Annotated in this window: 14 protein-coding genes and 2 riboswitches; of the genes, 8 read left to right on the top strand and 6 right to left on the bottom strand. The window is 74.4% G+C overall.

What is annotated here, in order from left to right; translation table 11 throughout:
* Positions 1-6: 6 nt before the first annotated feature.
* The 3 genes from ACFQU3_RS20770 to cbiE all read right to left on the bottom strand — a co-directional run bounded on the left by ACFQU3_RS20770 (position 7) and on the right by cbiE (position 2465).
* Entirely contained in the window at positions 7-213 is a 207-nt protein-coding gene (locus ACFQU3_RS20770) for a CbtB-domain containing protein (RefSeq protein WP_385913330.1), read from the bottom strand.
* Between the two features lie 29 nt (positions 214-242).
* Positions 243-429, bottom strand: a riboswitch (cobalamin riboswitch).
* Between the two features lie 30 nt (positions 430-459).
* Positions 460-1224, bottom strand: coding sequence for a cobalt-precorrin-4/precorrin-4 C(11)-methyltransferase (locus ACFQU3_RS20765; protein ID WP_385913328.1), 765 nt, complete (start codon positions 1222-1224; stop codon positions 460-462).
* Positions 1221-2465: a precorrin-6y C5,15-methyltransferase (decarboxylating) subunit CbiE gene (cbiE, locus tag ACFQU3_RS20760; protein ID WP_385913326.1), complete on the bottom strand. Its 1245-nt coding sequence runs from the start codon at positions 2463-2465 to the stop codon at positions 1221-1223. The genes ACFQU3_RS20765 and cbiE overlap by 4 nt, the downstream gene beginning before the upstream one ends.
* A 144-nt stretch (positions 2466-2609) precedes the next feature.
* Between cbiE and ACFQU3_RS20755 the strand changes: the two genes are divergently transcribed.
* The 8 genes from ACFQU3_RS20755 (at position 2610) to ACFQU3_RS20720 (ending at position 11299) form a co-directional block, all read left to right on the top strand.
* The gene (locus ACFQU3_RS20755) at positions 2610-3089 is read left to right on the top strand and encodes a hypothetical protein (RefSeq protein ID WP_385913324.1); all 480 of its coding nucleotides are present in this window, start codon (positions 2610-2612) and stop codon (positions 3087-3089) included.
* Positions 3086-3826 carry a hypothetical protein gene (locus ACFQU3_RS20750; protein WP_385913322.1) on the top strand — a complete coding sequence of 247 codons (741 nt, stop codon included), beginning with the start codon at positions 3086-3088 and terminating at the stop codon, positions 3824-3826. Before ACFQU3_RS20755 ends, ACFQU3_RS20750 begins: the two co-directional genes overlap by 4 nt.
* 75 nt (positions 3827-3901) lie before the next feature.
* Positions 3902-3974, top strand: a riboswitch (cobalamin riboswitch).
* Between the two features lie 80 nt (positions 3975-4054).
* Positions 4055-6163: a VWA domain-containing protein gene (locus tag ACFQU3_RS20745; RefSeq protein ID WP_385913320.1), complete on the top strand. Its 2109-nt coding sequence runs from the start codon at positions 4055-4057 to the stop codon at positions 6161-6163.
* Complete coding sequence (gene cobO, locus ACFQU3_RS20740; RefSeq protein ID WP_385913318.1) at positions 6163-6774, top strand: cob(I)yrinic acid a,c-diamide adenosyltransferase; 612 nt, start codon at positions 6163-6165, stop codon at positions 6772-6774. The genes ACFQU3_RS20745 and cobO overlap by 1 nt, the downstream gene beginning before the upstream one ends.
* On the top strand, positions 6771-8267 hold the full coding sequence (locus tag ACFQU3_RS20735; RefSeq protein ID WP_385913316.1) for a cobyrinate a,c-diamide synthase: 1497 nt from the start codon (positions 6771-6773) through the stop codon (positions 8265-8267). The genes cobO and ACFQU3_RS20735 overlap by 4 nt, the downstream gene beginning before the upstream one ends.
* Positions 8264-9340, top strand: coding sequence for an Rv2231c family pyridoxal phosphate-dependent protein CobC (gene cobC / locus ACFQU3_RS20730; protein ID WP_385913315.1), 1077 nt, complete (start codon positions 8264-8266; stop codon positions 9338-9340). Before ACFQU3_RS20735 ends, cobC begins: the two co-directional genes overlap by 4 nt.
* On the top strand, positions 9330-10349 hold the full coding sequence (gene cobA / locus ACFQU3_RS20725) for a uroporphyrinogen-III C-methyltransferase (RefSeq protein WP_385913313.1): 1020 nt from the start codon (positions 9330-9332) through the stop codon (positions 10347-10349). The genes cobC and cobA overlap by 11 nt, the downstream gene beginning before the upstream one ends.
* Complete coding sequence (locus ACFQU3_RS20720) at positions 10346-11299, top strand: cobalamin biosynthesis protein (protein ID WP_385913311.1); 954 nt, start codon at positions 10346-10348, stop codon at positions 11297-11299. Before cobA ends, ACFQU3_RS20720 begins: the two co-directional genes overlap by 4 nt.
* On the opposite strand, the gene ACFQU3_RS20715 is transcribed toward ACFQU3_RS20720, so the two are convergent.
* From ACFQU3_RS20715 to ACFQU3_RS20705, 3 genes are read right to left on the bottom strand one after another with little or no spacing between them, the layout of a single operon-like run.
* Positions 11250-11702, bottom strand: a complete 453-nt coding sequence (locus tag ACFQU3_RS20715; RefSeq protein ID WP_385913309.1) for an MOSC domain-containing protein — start codon at positions 11700-11702, stop codon at positions 11250-11252. The two genes, ACFQU3_RS20720 and ACFQU3_RS20715, sit on opposite strands and share 50 nt — an antisense overlap.
* Positions 11699-12085 (bottom strand): VOC family protein, encoded by a 387-nt coding sequence (locus ACFQU3_RS20710; RefSeq protein ID WP_385913307.1) that lies wholly within the window; start codon positions 12083-12085, stop codon positions 11699-11701. Before ACFQU3_RS20710 ends, ACFQU3_RS20715 begins: the two co-directional genes overlap by 4 nt.
* 9 nt (positions 12086-12094) lie before the next feature.
* Positions 12095-13879: a SulP family inorganic anion transporter gene (locus ACFQU3_RS20705; RefSeq protein ID WP_385913305.1), complete on the bottom strand. Its 1785-nt coding sequence runs from the start codon at positions 13877-13879 to the stop codon at positions 12095-12097.
* Positions 13880-13902: the final 23 nt, after the last annotated feature.

The following is a 13902-nucleotide window of genomic DNA, read 5'->3' as shown; positions in this document are numbered from 1 at the left end:
CCCACGTCAGTGACAGGGGACGCCAAGAGCGTGGCGCGCGTCGTGCGTCAGCTCGTGCAGCATCTCGGCAGCAGGCGCGCTGAGGATGGCGCCGTTCTCCTGCGAGAGGAAGTAGAGCGTGAAGACCGCGAACGCGAGCAGGAGCCACGCCCAGACGGGGACACGGACGGAGGAGACGGAGGAGACGGCAGGAGCCGATGCAGCAGTGGCCATGGCAGGTTGACCCTTTCTTTCCATGCCTCGTGGACAGATCACGCCGCAGCCGGTCTCCTGGCTCCCAGATCGTCACGCCTCCCCGCCTTCCCAACGACCCGGCTTCGAACCTGCGGTCGCCAGTGGCGATGGTGGGGACTTGCTCCCTGGTCACAGTGGCGAGGACCACGTCGGAGTCACACCGACTTCCCGTGCACTGCGGCCCTCGCATCCTGACACACGCCGCCGCGACGCGCCACGGGGGCCCTAGTCGCGCGGCCGGTTCCGTGCGATGCGCGTGCCGTAGAGGTGTGACTCGACGAAGTCGTCGGTGTCGCGCGCCGCGAGGGCGTGCCCGACGAGGATGACCGCGGCCTGACGCAGCCCGGCGGCCTCGACCTGGTCGGCGATGTCGGTCAGCGTGCCGCGCAGCACGAGCTGGTCGGGCTGCTCGGCGTTGGCGACGACGGCGACGGGGCAGTCGGCGCCGTAGTCCTCGACGAGGGTCGCCATCAGCTCGCGGGTGCGGCGGATCGCGAGGTGCAGCACGAGCGTTGCCCGCGAGCGCGCGAAGTGGGCGAGCGACTCGGTCTCGGGCATCTGCGTGGAGTCGCGTTGCGCGCGGGTGAGCACGACCGACTGGGCGACCTCCGGCACCGTCAGCTCGCGGCCGAGGAGCGCTGCCGCTGCGGCGTAGGCCGGGACGCCGGGTGTCACGTCCCACGGGACGCCGGCGCGGTCGAGGCGGCGGGTCTGCTCCGCGATGGCCGAGTACATCGAGGGGTCACCCGAGCAGAGCCGCGCGACGTCCTGGCCCGCCACGTGCGCCAGGAGGCAATGCTCGGTGATCGCGTCGAGGTCGAGGTGCTGGGTGTCGACGAGGATCGCACCGTCGGCGCAGTGCGCGAGGACCTCGGGACCGATGTACGTGCCGGCGTAGAGGCACACCTGCGCCTCACCGATGAGCCGGACGGCCCGCAGGGTCAGCAGGTCGGCGGCCCCCGGACCAGCCCCGATGAAGTGCACGGTCATGCGTCACCCTCCGAGTCCTCGGGCACGGGCTTCTCCACGGTCCACTGGACGATCGCGCGGGCCGGCCTCCATCCGTGGAGCGAGCCGATCTCGTCGAGGTCCTCCACCGCGATGCGGGTCATCGAGCCACCGAGCCGTCGACGCGCGTCGTGGAGGAGCAGCTCGGTCTCGACGGTGACGCCGTGGACGACGAGCCTCCCTCCCGGCGCGAGAGCCGCCCAGCACCTGTCGAGCAGGCCGGCCGTGGCCCCGCCCCCGACGAAGACGGCGTCGGGCCGGGGCAGCGCCGCGACGGCGTACTCCGACGACGCCTCGACGACGTGCAGGCCGGGGACCCCGAGCGCGCGGGCGTTGCGCCGCACGCGCGCGGCGCGCTCGGGATGCCGCTCGACGGCGTGCACCTCGTTGCGCGGGTGCTGGCGCGCGAACTCGATGCCGACGGATCCGGCGCCGGCGCCGAGGTCCCACATGACGTCGCCGGGCTGGGGTGAGAGGTGCGCGAGCGCCGCGGCCCGAACGAGCCGCTTCGTCAGCTGCCCGTCGTGCTCGTATGCCGTCTCGGGCAGTCCCGGCACGAGCGACCTCGCGCCGGGCCGGGGGTGGGCGTCGCACTCGACGCAGACGAGGTGCAGCCGAGGCGTGGGACGGCCGTCCCACGATGCGGCCACCCCGTCGGTGCGGGACTCGGCCACGGACCCGAGGTCACCGAGGACGGTGAGCCGGCTGCCGGCATACCCCTCCTCGACGAGCAGGGCGGCGATGCGGGACGGGCCGTCCTCCCCCGAGGTCAGGACGACGAGGCGGGCTCGCGGTGCCAGGTCGCGGCGCAGCCGGTCGACGTCACGGCCGACGAGGGTCACGACATCGGACTCCTCGGCGGACCAGCCCATCCGGGTCCGCGCGAGCGCCACCGACGACACCGCCGGGTGCAGGCGCACGCGATCGGGACCCAGCTCGCGCACGAGGGTGGCCCCGATGCCGGACACGAGGGGGTCCCCGCTCGCGAGCACGACGACCCGGCCACCGGCCGCGTCGCGTCCGTCGAGCAGGTCGTCGAGGAGGCCGCGCAGACCGGGCAGCAGCGGCGAGGGCCACGGCACGAGACGTCGCCCCTCGGTCGGCTCGAGCATGGCCAGGTGCCGTTCGCCGCCGACGACGACCCCGGCCTCGTCGACGAGCCGGCGCTCGTCGGGGCCGAGGGACTCCAGCCCGGACGCACCGACGCCGACCACCTCGATCACAGCGGCGACCCTAGCGTGCGTGATCTGGACCCAATCGAATTGGCCGTTCCGCCCCGGTAAGCCCGTTCGTGAGGCCATGATGTGTCTCGCACGTCGTCGGGGGACCACGTGCGACCTTGAGCAGCAGGGGGAGGAAGCACGTACATGAGTGATGCCCACCCGGCCATGGGCCGTGCCCGGATGCCGCGGATGACGACGATCAGCACCAGCGGCGGACGCGTGTCCATCGCCGTGCCCGCGAGCTGGGAGACCGTCGAGCTCGGCCCCGGCGGCGACGTCGTCGCCGCCGTCGAGCCCGACGACGGCTCCCGCTTCCGCACCAACTTCGTGCTGGCCACGCCGGCAGCCGACGGCCCGCTCCCCGACTGGGACCCCGGCGACGTCCTCGTGCTCGACCGCGAGGACGTGCAGGTCGCCGGCCACCCCGGGACGCACCGCCTCACGACGCACGCGACACCGGCCGAGGAGTCGGTGACGACCGAGTCATGGGCGACGGTCGTCGACGGACGAGCCGTCACCCTGACGGCGAACATCGGGACCCTGCGGGTCAGCGAGCTGGCGCGGCTGGTCGACAGCGTCGCAGCGAGCATCGCCGTCCGCCGACGTGAGGGAGTGCACGCATGAGCGTCATGTTCGACGCGACGACCGCCGGGCTGCGGCTCGATGCCGAGTCGTTCATCACCCTGGCGGAGTACGCCACCGACCCCGCCGGAGCGTGCGACCGCACGTTGCGCGACCTCGCCGACGTCGGTGCGGTCGTCGACGGGGCACCCCATCCCGCGCTGCGTGGCGCACTCGCCGCGGTGACGAACTCGCTCGCCTCGCTCCAGGTGCTCGTCACCGAGCCCGAGGGCGTGGCGCTGCACCAGGGCTGGCTCGCCCGCGTGTCGGCGATGCTCACCGACCTCGGCGACGGCACCTACGACTTCGAGTCCGTGGGCACGGAGTTCGTGCCCACGACGGTCGCGCGGCTCGCCGGGCTGGGGCCACGGCCGCGGCTGGCCGCCGGCACCGTCAGCGTCGACGAGGAGGTGCTCGACGGCCTCGTGTCCAACTTCGTGGGCCGCCGAGCCGCGACGGGCGAGGCGCTGGCCGACCTGCTCACCCCCTGGCCCGCTGTGTCCGCGGCCGCCCGGATGGGCGGGTGGCGCACCGCGTGCGTCGACATCGCCTTCCCGGTTCGCGACCGCACCGTCGCGCGCCGGCTCGCCTGGGTCGACACCGACGCCGGCATGCTGCGCGTCGAGGCCGACGACCACGGTCCGGTGCTCGTGCCGACGACACCCACCGAGCTGTGGCGCGCCCTCGTCTCGATCCTGCCGGCCGACCTCGACACCGACTCGATGGCCTGCCCCCTCTGAACCTGCGGATCCTCCTCCGGTCCACCACGCGCGTGCCTCGGCGGACGTGGCAGACTGCGCGTGGCGACTGGGGAGGAATCCGGTGCGAATCCGGAGCGGTCCCGCCACTGTGAACCACCGGCCGTGAGGTCGGCCGGAAGCCAGGGCATCCCCCGTCGCTGGTCGCGCCCGCCGGGCGCGACCGGTCCACCGACGCGGGCGCGGCACCCGCAGGAGGCTCGCAGTCCCATGCGCGACGGCTCGAACGGCACGAAATACGACGGGTCCACGCCCCCCACCTTTCCCTTCGCGGCAGTGGTCGGCTCCGACGACCTGGCCCTCGCCCTCGTCCTCACCGCGGTCTCGCCCGAGGTCGGCGGCGTCCTCGTGCGCGGCGAGAAGGGCACCGCGAAGTCGACGATGGTGCGCGGCCTCGCCGCCGTGCTCCCCCGCCAGCAGGTCGTCGCCGGGTGCCGTTTCGGCTGCGGTCCGGGCGAGGGTGCCGGGTGCCCGGACGGCCCGCACGACCACGCCGCCGAGGCCGACACCCGCCACGCCCGGCTCGTCGAGCTGCCCATCGGTGCCACGGAGGACCGCGTCGTCGGCTCGCTCGACCTCGAGCGCGCGCTGGGACGTGGCGAGACGGCATACCAGCCGGGTCTGCTGGCAGCCGCGAACCGCGGCATCCTCTACGTCGACGAGGTCAACCTGCTCCATGACCACCTCGTCGACCTGCTCCTCGACGCGGCCGCCATGGGCCGCAACACCGTCGAGCGTGACGGGGTGTCGGTGTCGCACGCGGCACGGATCGTCCTCGTCGGCACGATGAACCCCGAGGAGGGCGAGCTGCGCCCGCAGCTGCTCGACCGCTTCGGGCTGACCGTCGAGGTCGCAGCCCCCCGTGACCCCGCGCTGCGCGCCGAGGTCGTACGCCGCCGGCTCGCCTTCGACGCCGACCCGGCCGGGTTCGTGGCTCGCTTCACCTCCGAGCAGGAGGCGTTGCGCACGAGGATCGCGGCCGCACGCGACAGGCTGCGGTCCGTCGCGCTCACCGACGAGATGCTGCACCGGATCGCCGTCGTGTGCGCCGGGTTCGAGGTGGACGGGCTGCGCGCCGACATCGTCACCGCACGTGCTGCGGTCGCCCACGCGGCCTGGTCCGGTCGCAGCACGGTGACCCGCGCCGACGTGCGCGCAGCCGCCCGGCTCGCGCTTCCGCACCGGCGGCGCCGCAACCCGTTCGACTCGCCCGGCCTCGACGAGGACCTCCTCGACCAGCTGCTCGGCGACGACGAGCCGGACCCCGACCCCGAGCCCGAGGACCGCGAGCCCGAAGAACGCGAGACCGGAGAACGCGAGACCGAGCCGGAAGGCGAGGACCGGTCCCCGGAGCCGGCCCCCCAGCGCGAGGGAGAGGGCCAGCCCGAGCGCGCACCCGAGCCGCAGCGCGCCCAGGACGGCCAAGACGGCCGGCACGACCAACAGGCTGAACCGAGCGAGCAGGAGACCGAAACCGCCCCGGACACCAGCCCCTCGGGTGCTGTCGCGTCCGGCGTGAGCGCCGCCGATGAGCCCTATCGCGCGAAGCTGCTGCGCGCCAAGGGAGTCGGGCAGGGTGACCCGGGCCGACGTTCGGCCGCCCTGACGAGCACCGGCCGACGGGTCGGCTCGACCAGCGCACCCACCGGACCGGTCCACCTGCCCGCCACGATCCGCGCCGCCGCCACGCGCAGCACGGCGGCGGGCCGTCTGCGGGTGCTGCCCGGCGACCTGCGCCGGTCCGTGCTCCAGGGCCGCGAGTCCAACCTCGTCCTGCTCTGCGTCGACGCCTCCGGCTCGATGGCTGCACGCCGTCGCATGGAAGCCGTCAAGTCGGCCGTCCTGTCGCTGCTCCTCGACGCGTACCAGCGCCGTGACAAGGTCGGGCTCGTCACCTTCCGTGGCGCGGGCGCCGCTCTCACCCTGCCGCCGACCGGTTCGGTCGACATCGCCGCGAGACGCCTGCGCGACCTGCCCCACGGCGGACGGACGCCGCTCGCCGAAGGGCTCGAGACGGCATACGACACGTTGCGGGTGGAGCGCCTGCGCGACCCGAACCGGCGTGCGCTGCTCGTCGTCGTCACGGACGGCCGGGCCACCAGCGGTCCGGACGCTCTCGCCCGTGCGGGGCGGGTCGCCGCACAGCTGCGGCACGAGGGCGTCGAGGCGGTCGTCCTCGACTGCGAGTCGGGCCGGTTCCGGATGGGCCTCGCCGCCCGTCTGGCCGAGCAGCTCGGCGCCGAACACCTGCCCGTCGGCGAGCTCGCGGCGTCGGCGATCGTCGGCGCGGCTCGGGCCGTGAGCGGGAGGGCTGCCTGATGAAGGGCCAGCCGACCACCGTGCCGGCCGACGGGCTGACGACGCGCCAGCGCCGCAACCGGCCGCTGCTCATCGTCAACACCGGGGACGGCAAGGGGAAGTCGACCGCCGCGTTCGGCCTGGCCCTGCGCGGCTGGAACCAGGGCTGGTCGGTCGGCGTGTTCCAGTTCGTCAAGAGCGCGAAGTGGCGCATCGGCGAGCAGACGGCCGTCGAGACCCTCGCCGAGCTGCACCGCGACACCGGCCGCGGCGGCCCGATGGAGTGGCACAAGATGGGCGCCGGCTGGTCCTGGACCCGCAAGGAGGGCACCGAGGACGACCACGCCGAGGCGGCCCGCGAAGGCTGGGCCGAGATCAAGCGTCGGCTCGCCACCGAGACCCACGGGCTGTACGTCCTCGACGAGTTCACCTACCCGATGTCCTGGGGCTGGATCGACGTCGACGACGTCGTCACGACGCTGCGGGACCGGCCGGGCCACCAGCATGTCGTCATCACCGGTCGCCGCTGCCCGGAGGCCGTGCTCGACCTCGCCGACCTGGTCACCGAGATGACGAAGGTCAAGCACCCGTTCGACGCGGGCCAGAAGGGGCAGCGGGGGATCGAGTGGTGACCCGGCGCGACTCCGCCATCGACACCGCCCTCGGTCGGCTGCCCGCTGAGCCGGAGCAGCCCCGCGGCACCGTGCTACCGCGGCTCGTCGTGGCCGCACCCGGTTCGGGCCACGGCAAGACGACGGTCGCGACAGGGCTCATGGCCGCCCTGCGCGCCGGCGGGCTCGAGGTCACGGGGTTCAAGGTCGGGCCCGACTTCATCGACCCCGGCTACCACTCGCTCGCGACGGGCCGGCCGGGACGCAACCTCGACCCGTTCCTCTGCGGCCAGGCCCGCGTCGCCCCGCTGCTCGTGCACGGGGCCTCGGCCGACGGCCCCACCGACGTCGCCGTCCTCGAGGGCGTCATGGGCCTGTTCGACGGGCGCCTCGGCGGCGACGGCTTCGCCTCGACGGCGCACGTGGCCACGCTGACGCGCACGCCGGTCCTCATCGCTCTCGACGTCAGCCACATGACGCGGACGGCCGCGGCGATCGTCCACGGGCTCGCGACCTTCGAGCCGGGCGTCCGCGTCGCCGGCGTCGTGCTCAACAAGGCGGCGTCGGGGCGGCACCTGCGCGAGGTGTGGTCGGCCCTAGACGCGACGGGCGTGCCCGTGCTCGGTGTGCTCCCGCGCGACGCCGGCATCGAGGCACCGTCGCGCCACCTCGGTCTCGTCCCGGCGGCCGAGCGCGACGAGGCCGCCGGCTCCGTCGAGCTGCTCGCGCAGCGGGTCGCCGAGCACATCGACCTCGACGAGGTGCTCGCGATCGCCCGCTCGGCACCCGACCTCGACGCCCCCGCGTGGGACGCCGCCGCAGCCCTCGGTGACGCGGCGCGACCCGACGTGCCGAGGGCCTCGCGTCCGGTGGTGGCGGTGGCCGGTGGCCGGGCCTTCACGTTCCGGTACACCGAGACCGACGAGCTGCTGCGGGCCGCCGGGCTCGAGCCCGTCGTCTTCGACCCGCTCACTGCGTCGAGCCTGCCGCGGGGAACCGCCGGCCTCTACCTGGGCGGCGGCTTCCCCGAGGTGCACGCCGAGGAGCTCTCGGCCAACGAGGCGCTCCGTGGCGACATCCTGCGTGCGGTGCGCGCCGGCCTGCCGACCGTCGCCGAGTGCGCCGGGATGCTGTACCTCTGCGCCGCCGTCGACGGTGCCGCGATGGTCGGCGCGATCCCGGCCGTCGCCGCCATGGGTCCGCGGCTCACCCTCGGCTACCGCACGGCGATCGCGCCCGGCGACTCGGTGCTCGGGGTGGCGGGACTGCGCGTGACGGGCCACGAGTTCCACCGCACGACGGTGACGCCTGATCCCGGGGCGAGCCCGGCGGCGTGGCTGCTCGACGGCACGCCCGACGGCTTCGCCCTCGACCCGGCCCGCACCGGCCGCGCGACGCTGCACGCGTCGTACCTCCACACCCACTGGGCGGGTCACCCCCAGCTCGCCGCGCGCTTCGGGCAGGCGGTCCACGCGTATGCCGCCGCCCCCCGGTCGCGGAGCAGGGCGTCGTGAGCAGCGCGGCCGGTGACACCGGCGTCGACCTGCACCACCACGGCGACCGCGACGTCGCGCCCGGCCTGACCGACCTCGCCGTCAACGTCCGGCTCCCGGCGCCGCCGCCGTGGCTCGCCGACGTCATCGCACGCTCGCTGCACGACCTCGGCCGCTACCCCGACCCGGCGCCGGCGGTCGCGGCCATCGCTGCGCGGCACCGCGTCCCACCCGAGTGCGTGCTGCCGACGGCCGGCGGCGCCGAGGCGTTCACGCTCCTCGCCCGGGGGGTCCCGGCTGAGCGGCCGGTGGTCGTCCATCCGCAGTTCACCGAGCCGGAGGCTGCCCTCGCCGCCGCTGGTCGGCCCGTCGGGCGATGTGTGCTGCAGCGCGGGTCGGGCTTCCGGATCGACCCGGCCGACTTCGCCCGTGGCGGCTCCCACGCGTCCGCCGACCTCGTCGTCGTCGGCAACCCCACGAACCCGACGGGCGTGCTCCATCCCGCAGCGCAGCTGCGCGCGTTGCGGGCGGCAGGGCGCGTCGTCGTCGTCGACGAGGCCTTCATGGACGCTGTGCCGGGAGAGCCCGAGTCGGTCATCGGCCCCGACCTGGACGGGCTGCTCGTCGTCCGGTCGCTGACCAAGACGTGGGGGCTCGCGGGACTGCGCGCCGGCTACGTCGTCGGCGACGCGCGGCTCGTCGCGCGAATGCGCGCCGTGCAGCCGCCGTGGTCGGTCTCGAGCCCGTCGGTCGCGGCCATGGTCGCCTGCCTCTCCGAGCGCGCGCTCGCCGAGGCGGAGGCGGCGGCCGTGTCCACGGCTCACGACCGGGAGGTCCTCGTGCGCGAGCTCGCTGCGGTGGGCCTCGCAACGGCGGCACCCTCGGCCGCACCGTTCGTCCTCGTCGACACGTCGTCGCTGGGCGTCGGCTCGGTCCGCGAGGACCTCGCGCGGCTCGGCTTCGCCGTCCGCCGGGGCGAGACGTTCCCCGGGCTCGGACCGACGTGGGTGCGGCTCGCCGTCCGTGACGCCGCCACGTCGCGGGCGGTCGCCGCGGCGTTCGACGACCTGAGGAGGGGGCGCCGTGTCGCCTGAGCTGAGCTTCGCCGGTCTGTCGGTGCTCGTCGCACGCGTCGTGCCGCACACCGTCGCGACGGTGCACGCGCTCCTGCGTGACGGTGCGCGCGTCACCGTCGCGGCCGACATCGACGACCTGCCGACGTCGCTGCGCGACCTGGTGGAGCGCGGGCTGGTCACCATCGACGCCGACGCCGACCCGGAAACCTTCGACGTGGTGCTCCGCGCCGAGGTGTCGACGTCGCCGTCTCCGAGAGTCGAGAGCGGCGGGCCGGGCGGAGCCGGTGGCCACTCGTCCGTCGGCACCGTGACTCTGCTCGGCGGCGGCCTCGGCGACCCGGGCCTGCTCACCGTCGCCGGCATCGAGGCGATCCGCGCAGCCGATGTGATCGTGCACGACCGCCTCGCGCCACTGAGCGCACTGCGGCACGCCCGTGACGACGTGCGGGTCGTCGACGTCGGCAAGATCCCGAGGGGCGACTTCACGCCGCAGGAGCGGATCAACGAGCTCCTCGTCGAGCACGCACTCGCCGGCCGGAACGTCCTGCGTCTCAAGGGCGGTGACAACTTCGTCTTCGGACGCGGCGGCGAGGAGGCCGAGGCGTGCACGGCCCACGGCATCCCCGTCGTCGTCCTGCCGGGCATCTCCTCGAGCATCGCCGCACCAGCGCTCGCCGGGATCCCGGTCACGCACCGCGCGCTGGTCCAGGGCTTCACCGTCGTGAGCGGTCACGTGCCGCCCGGCGATCCGCGCAGCACCCTCGACTGGGGTGCCATCTCCCGCAGCGGCACGACGATCGTCGTCCTCATGGGCGTGGCGACGCTCGGCGCTATCGCCGAGACCCTTGTGGCAGAGGGTCGTTCACCGCTCACGCCGGCCGCCATGGTCGCCGACGCAGGGCTCGCGAGCATGCGCACCGTCCGCGCACCACTCGCCGAGATCGACGCGACGGCCCGGCGCGAGGGGCTGGGTGCACCCGCCGTCGTCGTCATCGGCGACGTCGCGGCCCTCGACGTCCTCCGATGAGCCGGCCCCTCGGGCTCGCGCTCGGCTGGGCCCTCGACCAGGCGGTCGGCGACCCGCGCCGCTGGCACCCGGTGGCCGGGTTCGGCTCCGCCGCACTGCTGCTGGAGAAGAGGACGTATGCCGCCCGCCGCGCTCCCGGCGTCGCCCACGTCACCGTCCTGGTGGCCGGGGCGGCGACGCTCGGCGTGGTCGCCGAGCGAGCAACCCGGCGCCGCGGCGCCGCCCATACGCTCGCGACGGCCGCGGCGACGTGGGCAGTCCTCGGCGGCCGGTCCCTCACCCGGGAGGCCGACACCATCGGCGGGCAGCTGCGGCGCGGCGACCTCGACGCCGCCCGCGTCCAGGTGCGCAACCTCGTCGGGCGTGACACGTCGGGGCTCGACGCCGACGAGGTGGCGCGGGCGTGCATCGAGTCCCTCGCCGAGAACACGTCGGACGCGGTCGTCGCTCCCCTGCTGTGGGGTGGACTGCTCGGGGTGCCGGGTCTGCTCGCCTACCGCGCCGTCAACACGCTCGATGCGATGGTCGGCCACCGCAACGAGCGCTATCGCGAGTTCGGCTGGGCTGCAGCGAAGCTCGACGACGTCGCCAACTGGGTGCCCGCCCGTGTCGCCGGCGCCCTGGCCCTCGTCGCTGGAGGTTCGCGTGACCGGGCTCGGGCCGGCTGGGAGGCCGTCCGGCGTGATGCACCCGCCCACCCGAGCCCCAACGGCGGCGTCGTCGAGGCGGCGTTCGCGGGGGTCCTGGGCGTGCGGCTGGGCGGCGCCAACGTCTACGACGGACGGGTCGAGGACCGGGGCATGCTCGGCACGGGCTCAGCGGCCGGAGCGCGCGACATCGCGCCGGCCTCCCGCCTGGCCCGCCGCGTCGCGGCGGGGTCACTCGCCGTCGCGACCCTGCTCAGCCTGGGACACCGACGACGTCGAGCACGACCTCGTCACCGACGCTGATCCGGCCCGACGTCAGCAGCCGGAACACCGTGCCCGCACGGTCGTGCAGTGCCCGGGCCGCGCCCGGGCCGAGGTTGTCGTCGAGGAGCCGGTAGGGCGCAGCGATCCGTACGACCTCGAGCTCGACGTCGCCGATGGTCACCCGAGCCCCCGGCCTCATCGGGATGTCGCCGCCCGAGATCGTGATGTTGCGCCGGGTCAGCCCAGCGTCGACCGGCCGCCCGAGGTCGGCAGCGGCGGCCTCGAGGTCGGGCGCCGACTGGAGCGTCACGTGCCGGTGCCTGCTGCCGTGGTAGCGGTCGCCGACGAGGCCCGCGCCCGCCTCGGCCTCGACGCTCGGCACCGACTTCGTGGGCAGGCGCCGACCCGGGGCGATGTGGATCGAGACGACGGTCGGTGTCACGAGAGCAGGTCCCAGCGGTTGCCGGCCACGTCGCGGAAGACCGCCACCCAGCCGTAGTCCTCCTGGCGCGGTGGCCGCACGATCTCGGCCCCGGCCGTACGCAGCCGCTCGAGCGTCGCGTCGAAGTCGTCGACGCGCAGGAACAGCCCGACCCGGCCGGCCCACTGCTCACCGACGACCGCCTCCTGCACGGGACCGTCGGCACGCGCGAGGAGCAGTCCGGTGCCGCCGTCCGGGGGCCGCACGACGACCCATCGCTTGGGCCGACCGTCGGTCGTCGTCGACGGCGAGTCCTCGGCCAGCTCGAAGCCGAGCACGCCGGTGTAGAACGCGATCGCGGAGTCGTAGTCGTCGACGACGACGGTGACGAGGTCGAGATGCATGCCGTCAGGCTAGGCGTCCGGCTCGGGCTGGGCGGGCACCGGTGGGATGCGCAGCCCCGGCGGCGGGGCCCCGTGCTCGCGCTCGTACCACGCGGCATACGCGGCAACGGCGGTCGGAAGGGTCGGGAAGACGAGGTCGCGACCCACGTCGTCGACGAAGCCCGCCGCGTCGAGCGAGACCCGCAGGTCCTCCTTGACCCGGGCCATCGCAAAGACGACTCCGCGGTCCTCGAGCGTGCGACGCAGCGACTCGAGGGCGTCGACCGCGGTGAGGTCGACCTCGGTGTTCGCCTCGGCGTTGAGCAGGAACCACTCGAGGTCGCCGCTCGCCTCGGCGGCGTCGACGACCGCGAGCGCCCGTGTCACGAAGTCGTCGGAGTTGGCGAAGAACAGCGGCGAGTCGTAGCGGTAGACGACGAGGCCCGGCACCTGCACGGCGTTCGGGTGGTCGTCGATGTCGTGCATGCCTGCGACGTCGGGCACGTAGCCGAGCACCCCGTCGTGCGGGTGGACGATGCGTCGCAGCAGGTCGAGCACCGACAGGGCGATGGCCGCCCCGATGCCGGGCAGCACCCCGAAGAGCAGCACCGAAGCCGTCGTCGCGAGCGCCAGCACGAGCTCGCTGCGCCGGAATGCGGCGATGCGCCGCAGCTCCGCGACGTCGACGAGCCGGATCGCGGCGAAGACGACGACGGCGCCGAGCGCCGCGGTCGGGAAGGCACCGATGACCGGGCCGAGCCAGAGCAGGGTCGCGACGACGAGGACCAGCGAGACGAGGGAGTGCAGCTGCGTCCGTGCACCCATCGCGTCGGCGATGACCGTGCGGCTGCCGCTCGAGCTAAGGGGGAAGCCCTGGAACAGGCCGGTCGCGACGTTGGCGCCGCCGAGGGCGAGGAACTCCTGGTTGCTGTCGATGGTCTCGCGGTGCCGTGCTCCGAAGGCGCGACCCGTGAGCACGTTGTCGGAGTACGCGACGACCGCGACACCGAGCGCAGCGGGCAGCAGCGCCCAGACGTCGACCCCGCCGAGGTCGGGAAGCCGCAGGGCCGGCAACCCCTGCGGCACGTCGCCGACGACCTTCACCCCGGCAGTGCTCGCGAGGTCGAGCACGGAGACGGCGACCGTCGCTCCGAGCATCCCGATCAGGGGGCCGGGCCACGTCGGCGCGAGGCGCTGGAAGCCGAGGAGCACGACGAGCACGCCGAGCGCCAGCCACAGGGTCGGCAGGTGGGTCTCGCCCAGGTGCGTCACGGCGTACGCCACCTCCTGCGGGAAGGAGCCGCCCTCGACGCCGATGCCGCTGACCTTGCCGATCTGGCTGATGACCATGAGGGCGGCGATGCCGGCCATGTAGCCGACGAGGACCGGCTTCGAGAGCAGGTCGGAGAGGAAGCCCAGCCTCGCCACGAAGCCGACGATGCAGATGACCCCGACGGCGATCGCCATCAGCGCTGCCATCTCCTGTCGCATCGCGACGCCGCCCCCGGCCGTCACGAGGGCGCCGATGCCGGCTGCGGTCATGAGCGCGGTCGTCGACTCGGGACCGACGGAGAGCTGACGCGAGGAGCCGAGGACCGCGTAGACGAGGAGTCCCGGCCCGACGGCCCAGAGCCCTGCGACCGCAGGCAGTCCCGCCACCTCGGCGTACGCGAGGACCTGCGGCACGAGGTAGGCGGCGACGGTGACGCCACCGAGCACGTCGCCGCGCAGCCAGGCGCGGTCGTAGTCGCGCAGCACGGCGATCCCCGGGAGCAGCCGCTCCCACGGCGCCCGGTCCCGCTGCCCCGCCGTCACGCGACGAACGTACGCGACGACGT

Source organism: Terrabacter sp. GCM10028922, assembly GCF_042666095.1.
Classification (GTDB): Bacteria; Actinomycetota; Actinomycetes; order Actinomycetales; family Dermatophilaceae; genus Terrabacter.
Note: the sequence above shows the minus strand (reverse complement) of the source record. Positions and strands in the feature narration are given on the sequence as shown.

Excerpts from the sequence above, each read along its gene's own strand:
- ACFQU3_RS20770 (WP_385913330.1), bottom strand. The coding sequence starts at position 213 with ATGGCCACTGCTGCATCGGCTCCTGCCGTCTCCTCCGTCTCCTCCGTC.
- ACFQU3_RS20765 (WP_385913328.1), bottom strand. The coding sequence starts at position 1,224 with ATGACCGTGCACTTCATCGGGGCTGGTCCGGGGGCCGCCGACCTGCTG.
- ACFQU3_RS20755 (WP_385913324.1), top strand. The coding sequence starts at position 2,610 with ATGAGTGATGCCCACCCGGCCATGGGCCGTGCCCGGATGCCGCGGATG.
- ACFQU3_RS20750 (WP_385913322.1), top strand. The coding sequence starts at position 3,086 with ATGAGCGTCATGTTCGACGCGACGACCGCCGGGCTGCGGCTCGATGCC.
- ACFQU3_RS20745 (WP_385913320.1), top strand. The coding sequence starts at position 4,055 with ATGCGCGACGGCTCGAACGGCACGAAATACGACGGGTCCACGCCCCCC.
- cobO (WP_385913318.1), top strand. The coding sequence starts at position 6,163 with ATGAAGGGCCAGCCGACCACCGTGCCGGCCGACGGGCTGACGACGCGC.
- ACFQU3_RS20720 (WP_385913311.1), top strand. The coding sequence starts at position 10,346 with ATGAGCCGGCCCCTCGGGCTCGCGCTCGGCTGGGCCCTCGACCAGGCG.
- ACFQU3_RS20710 (WP_385913307.1), bottom strand. The coding sequence starts at position 12,085 with ATGCATCTCGACCTCGTCACCGTCGTCGTCGACGACTACGACTCCGCG.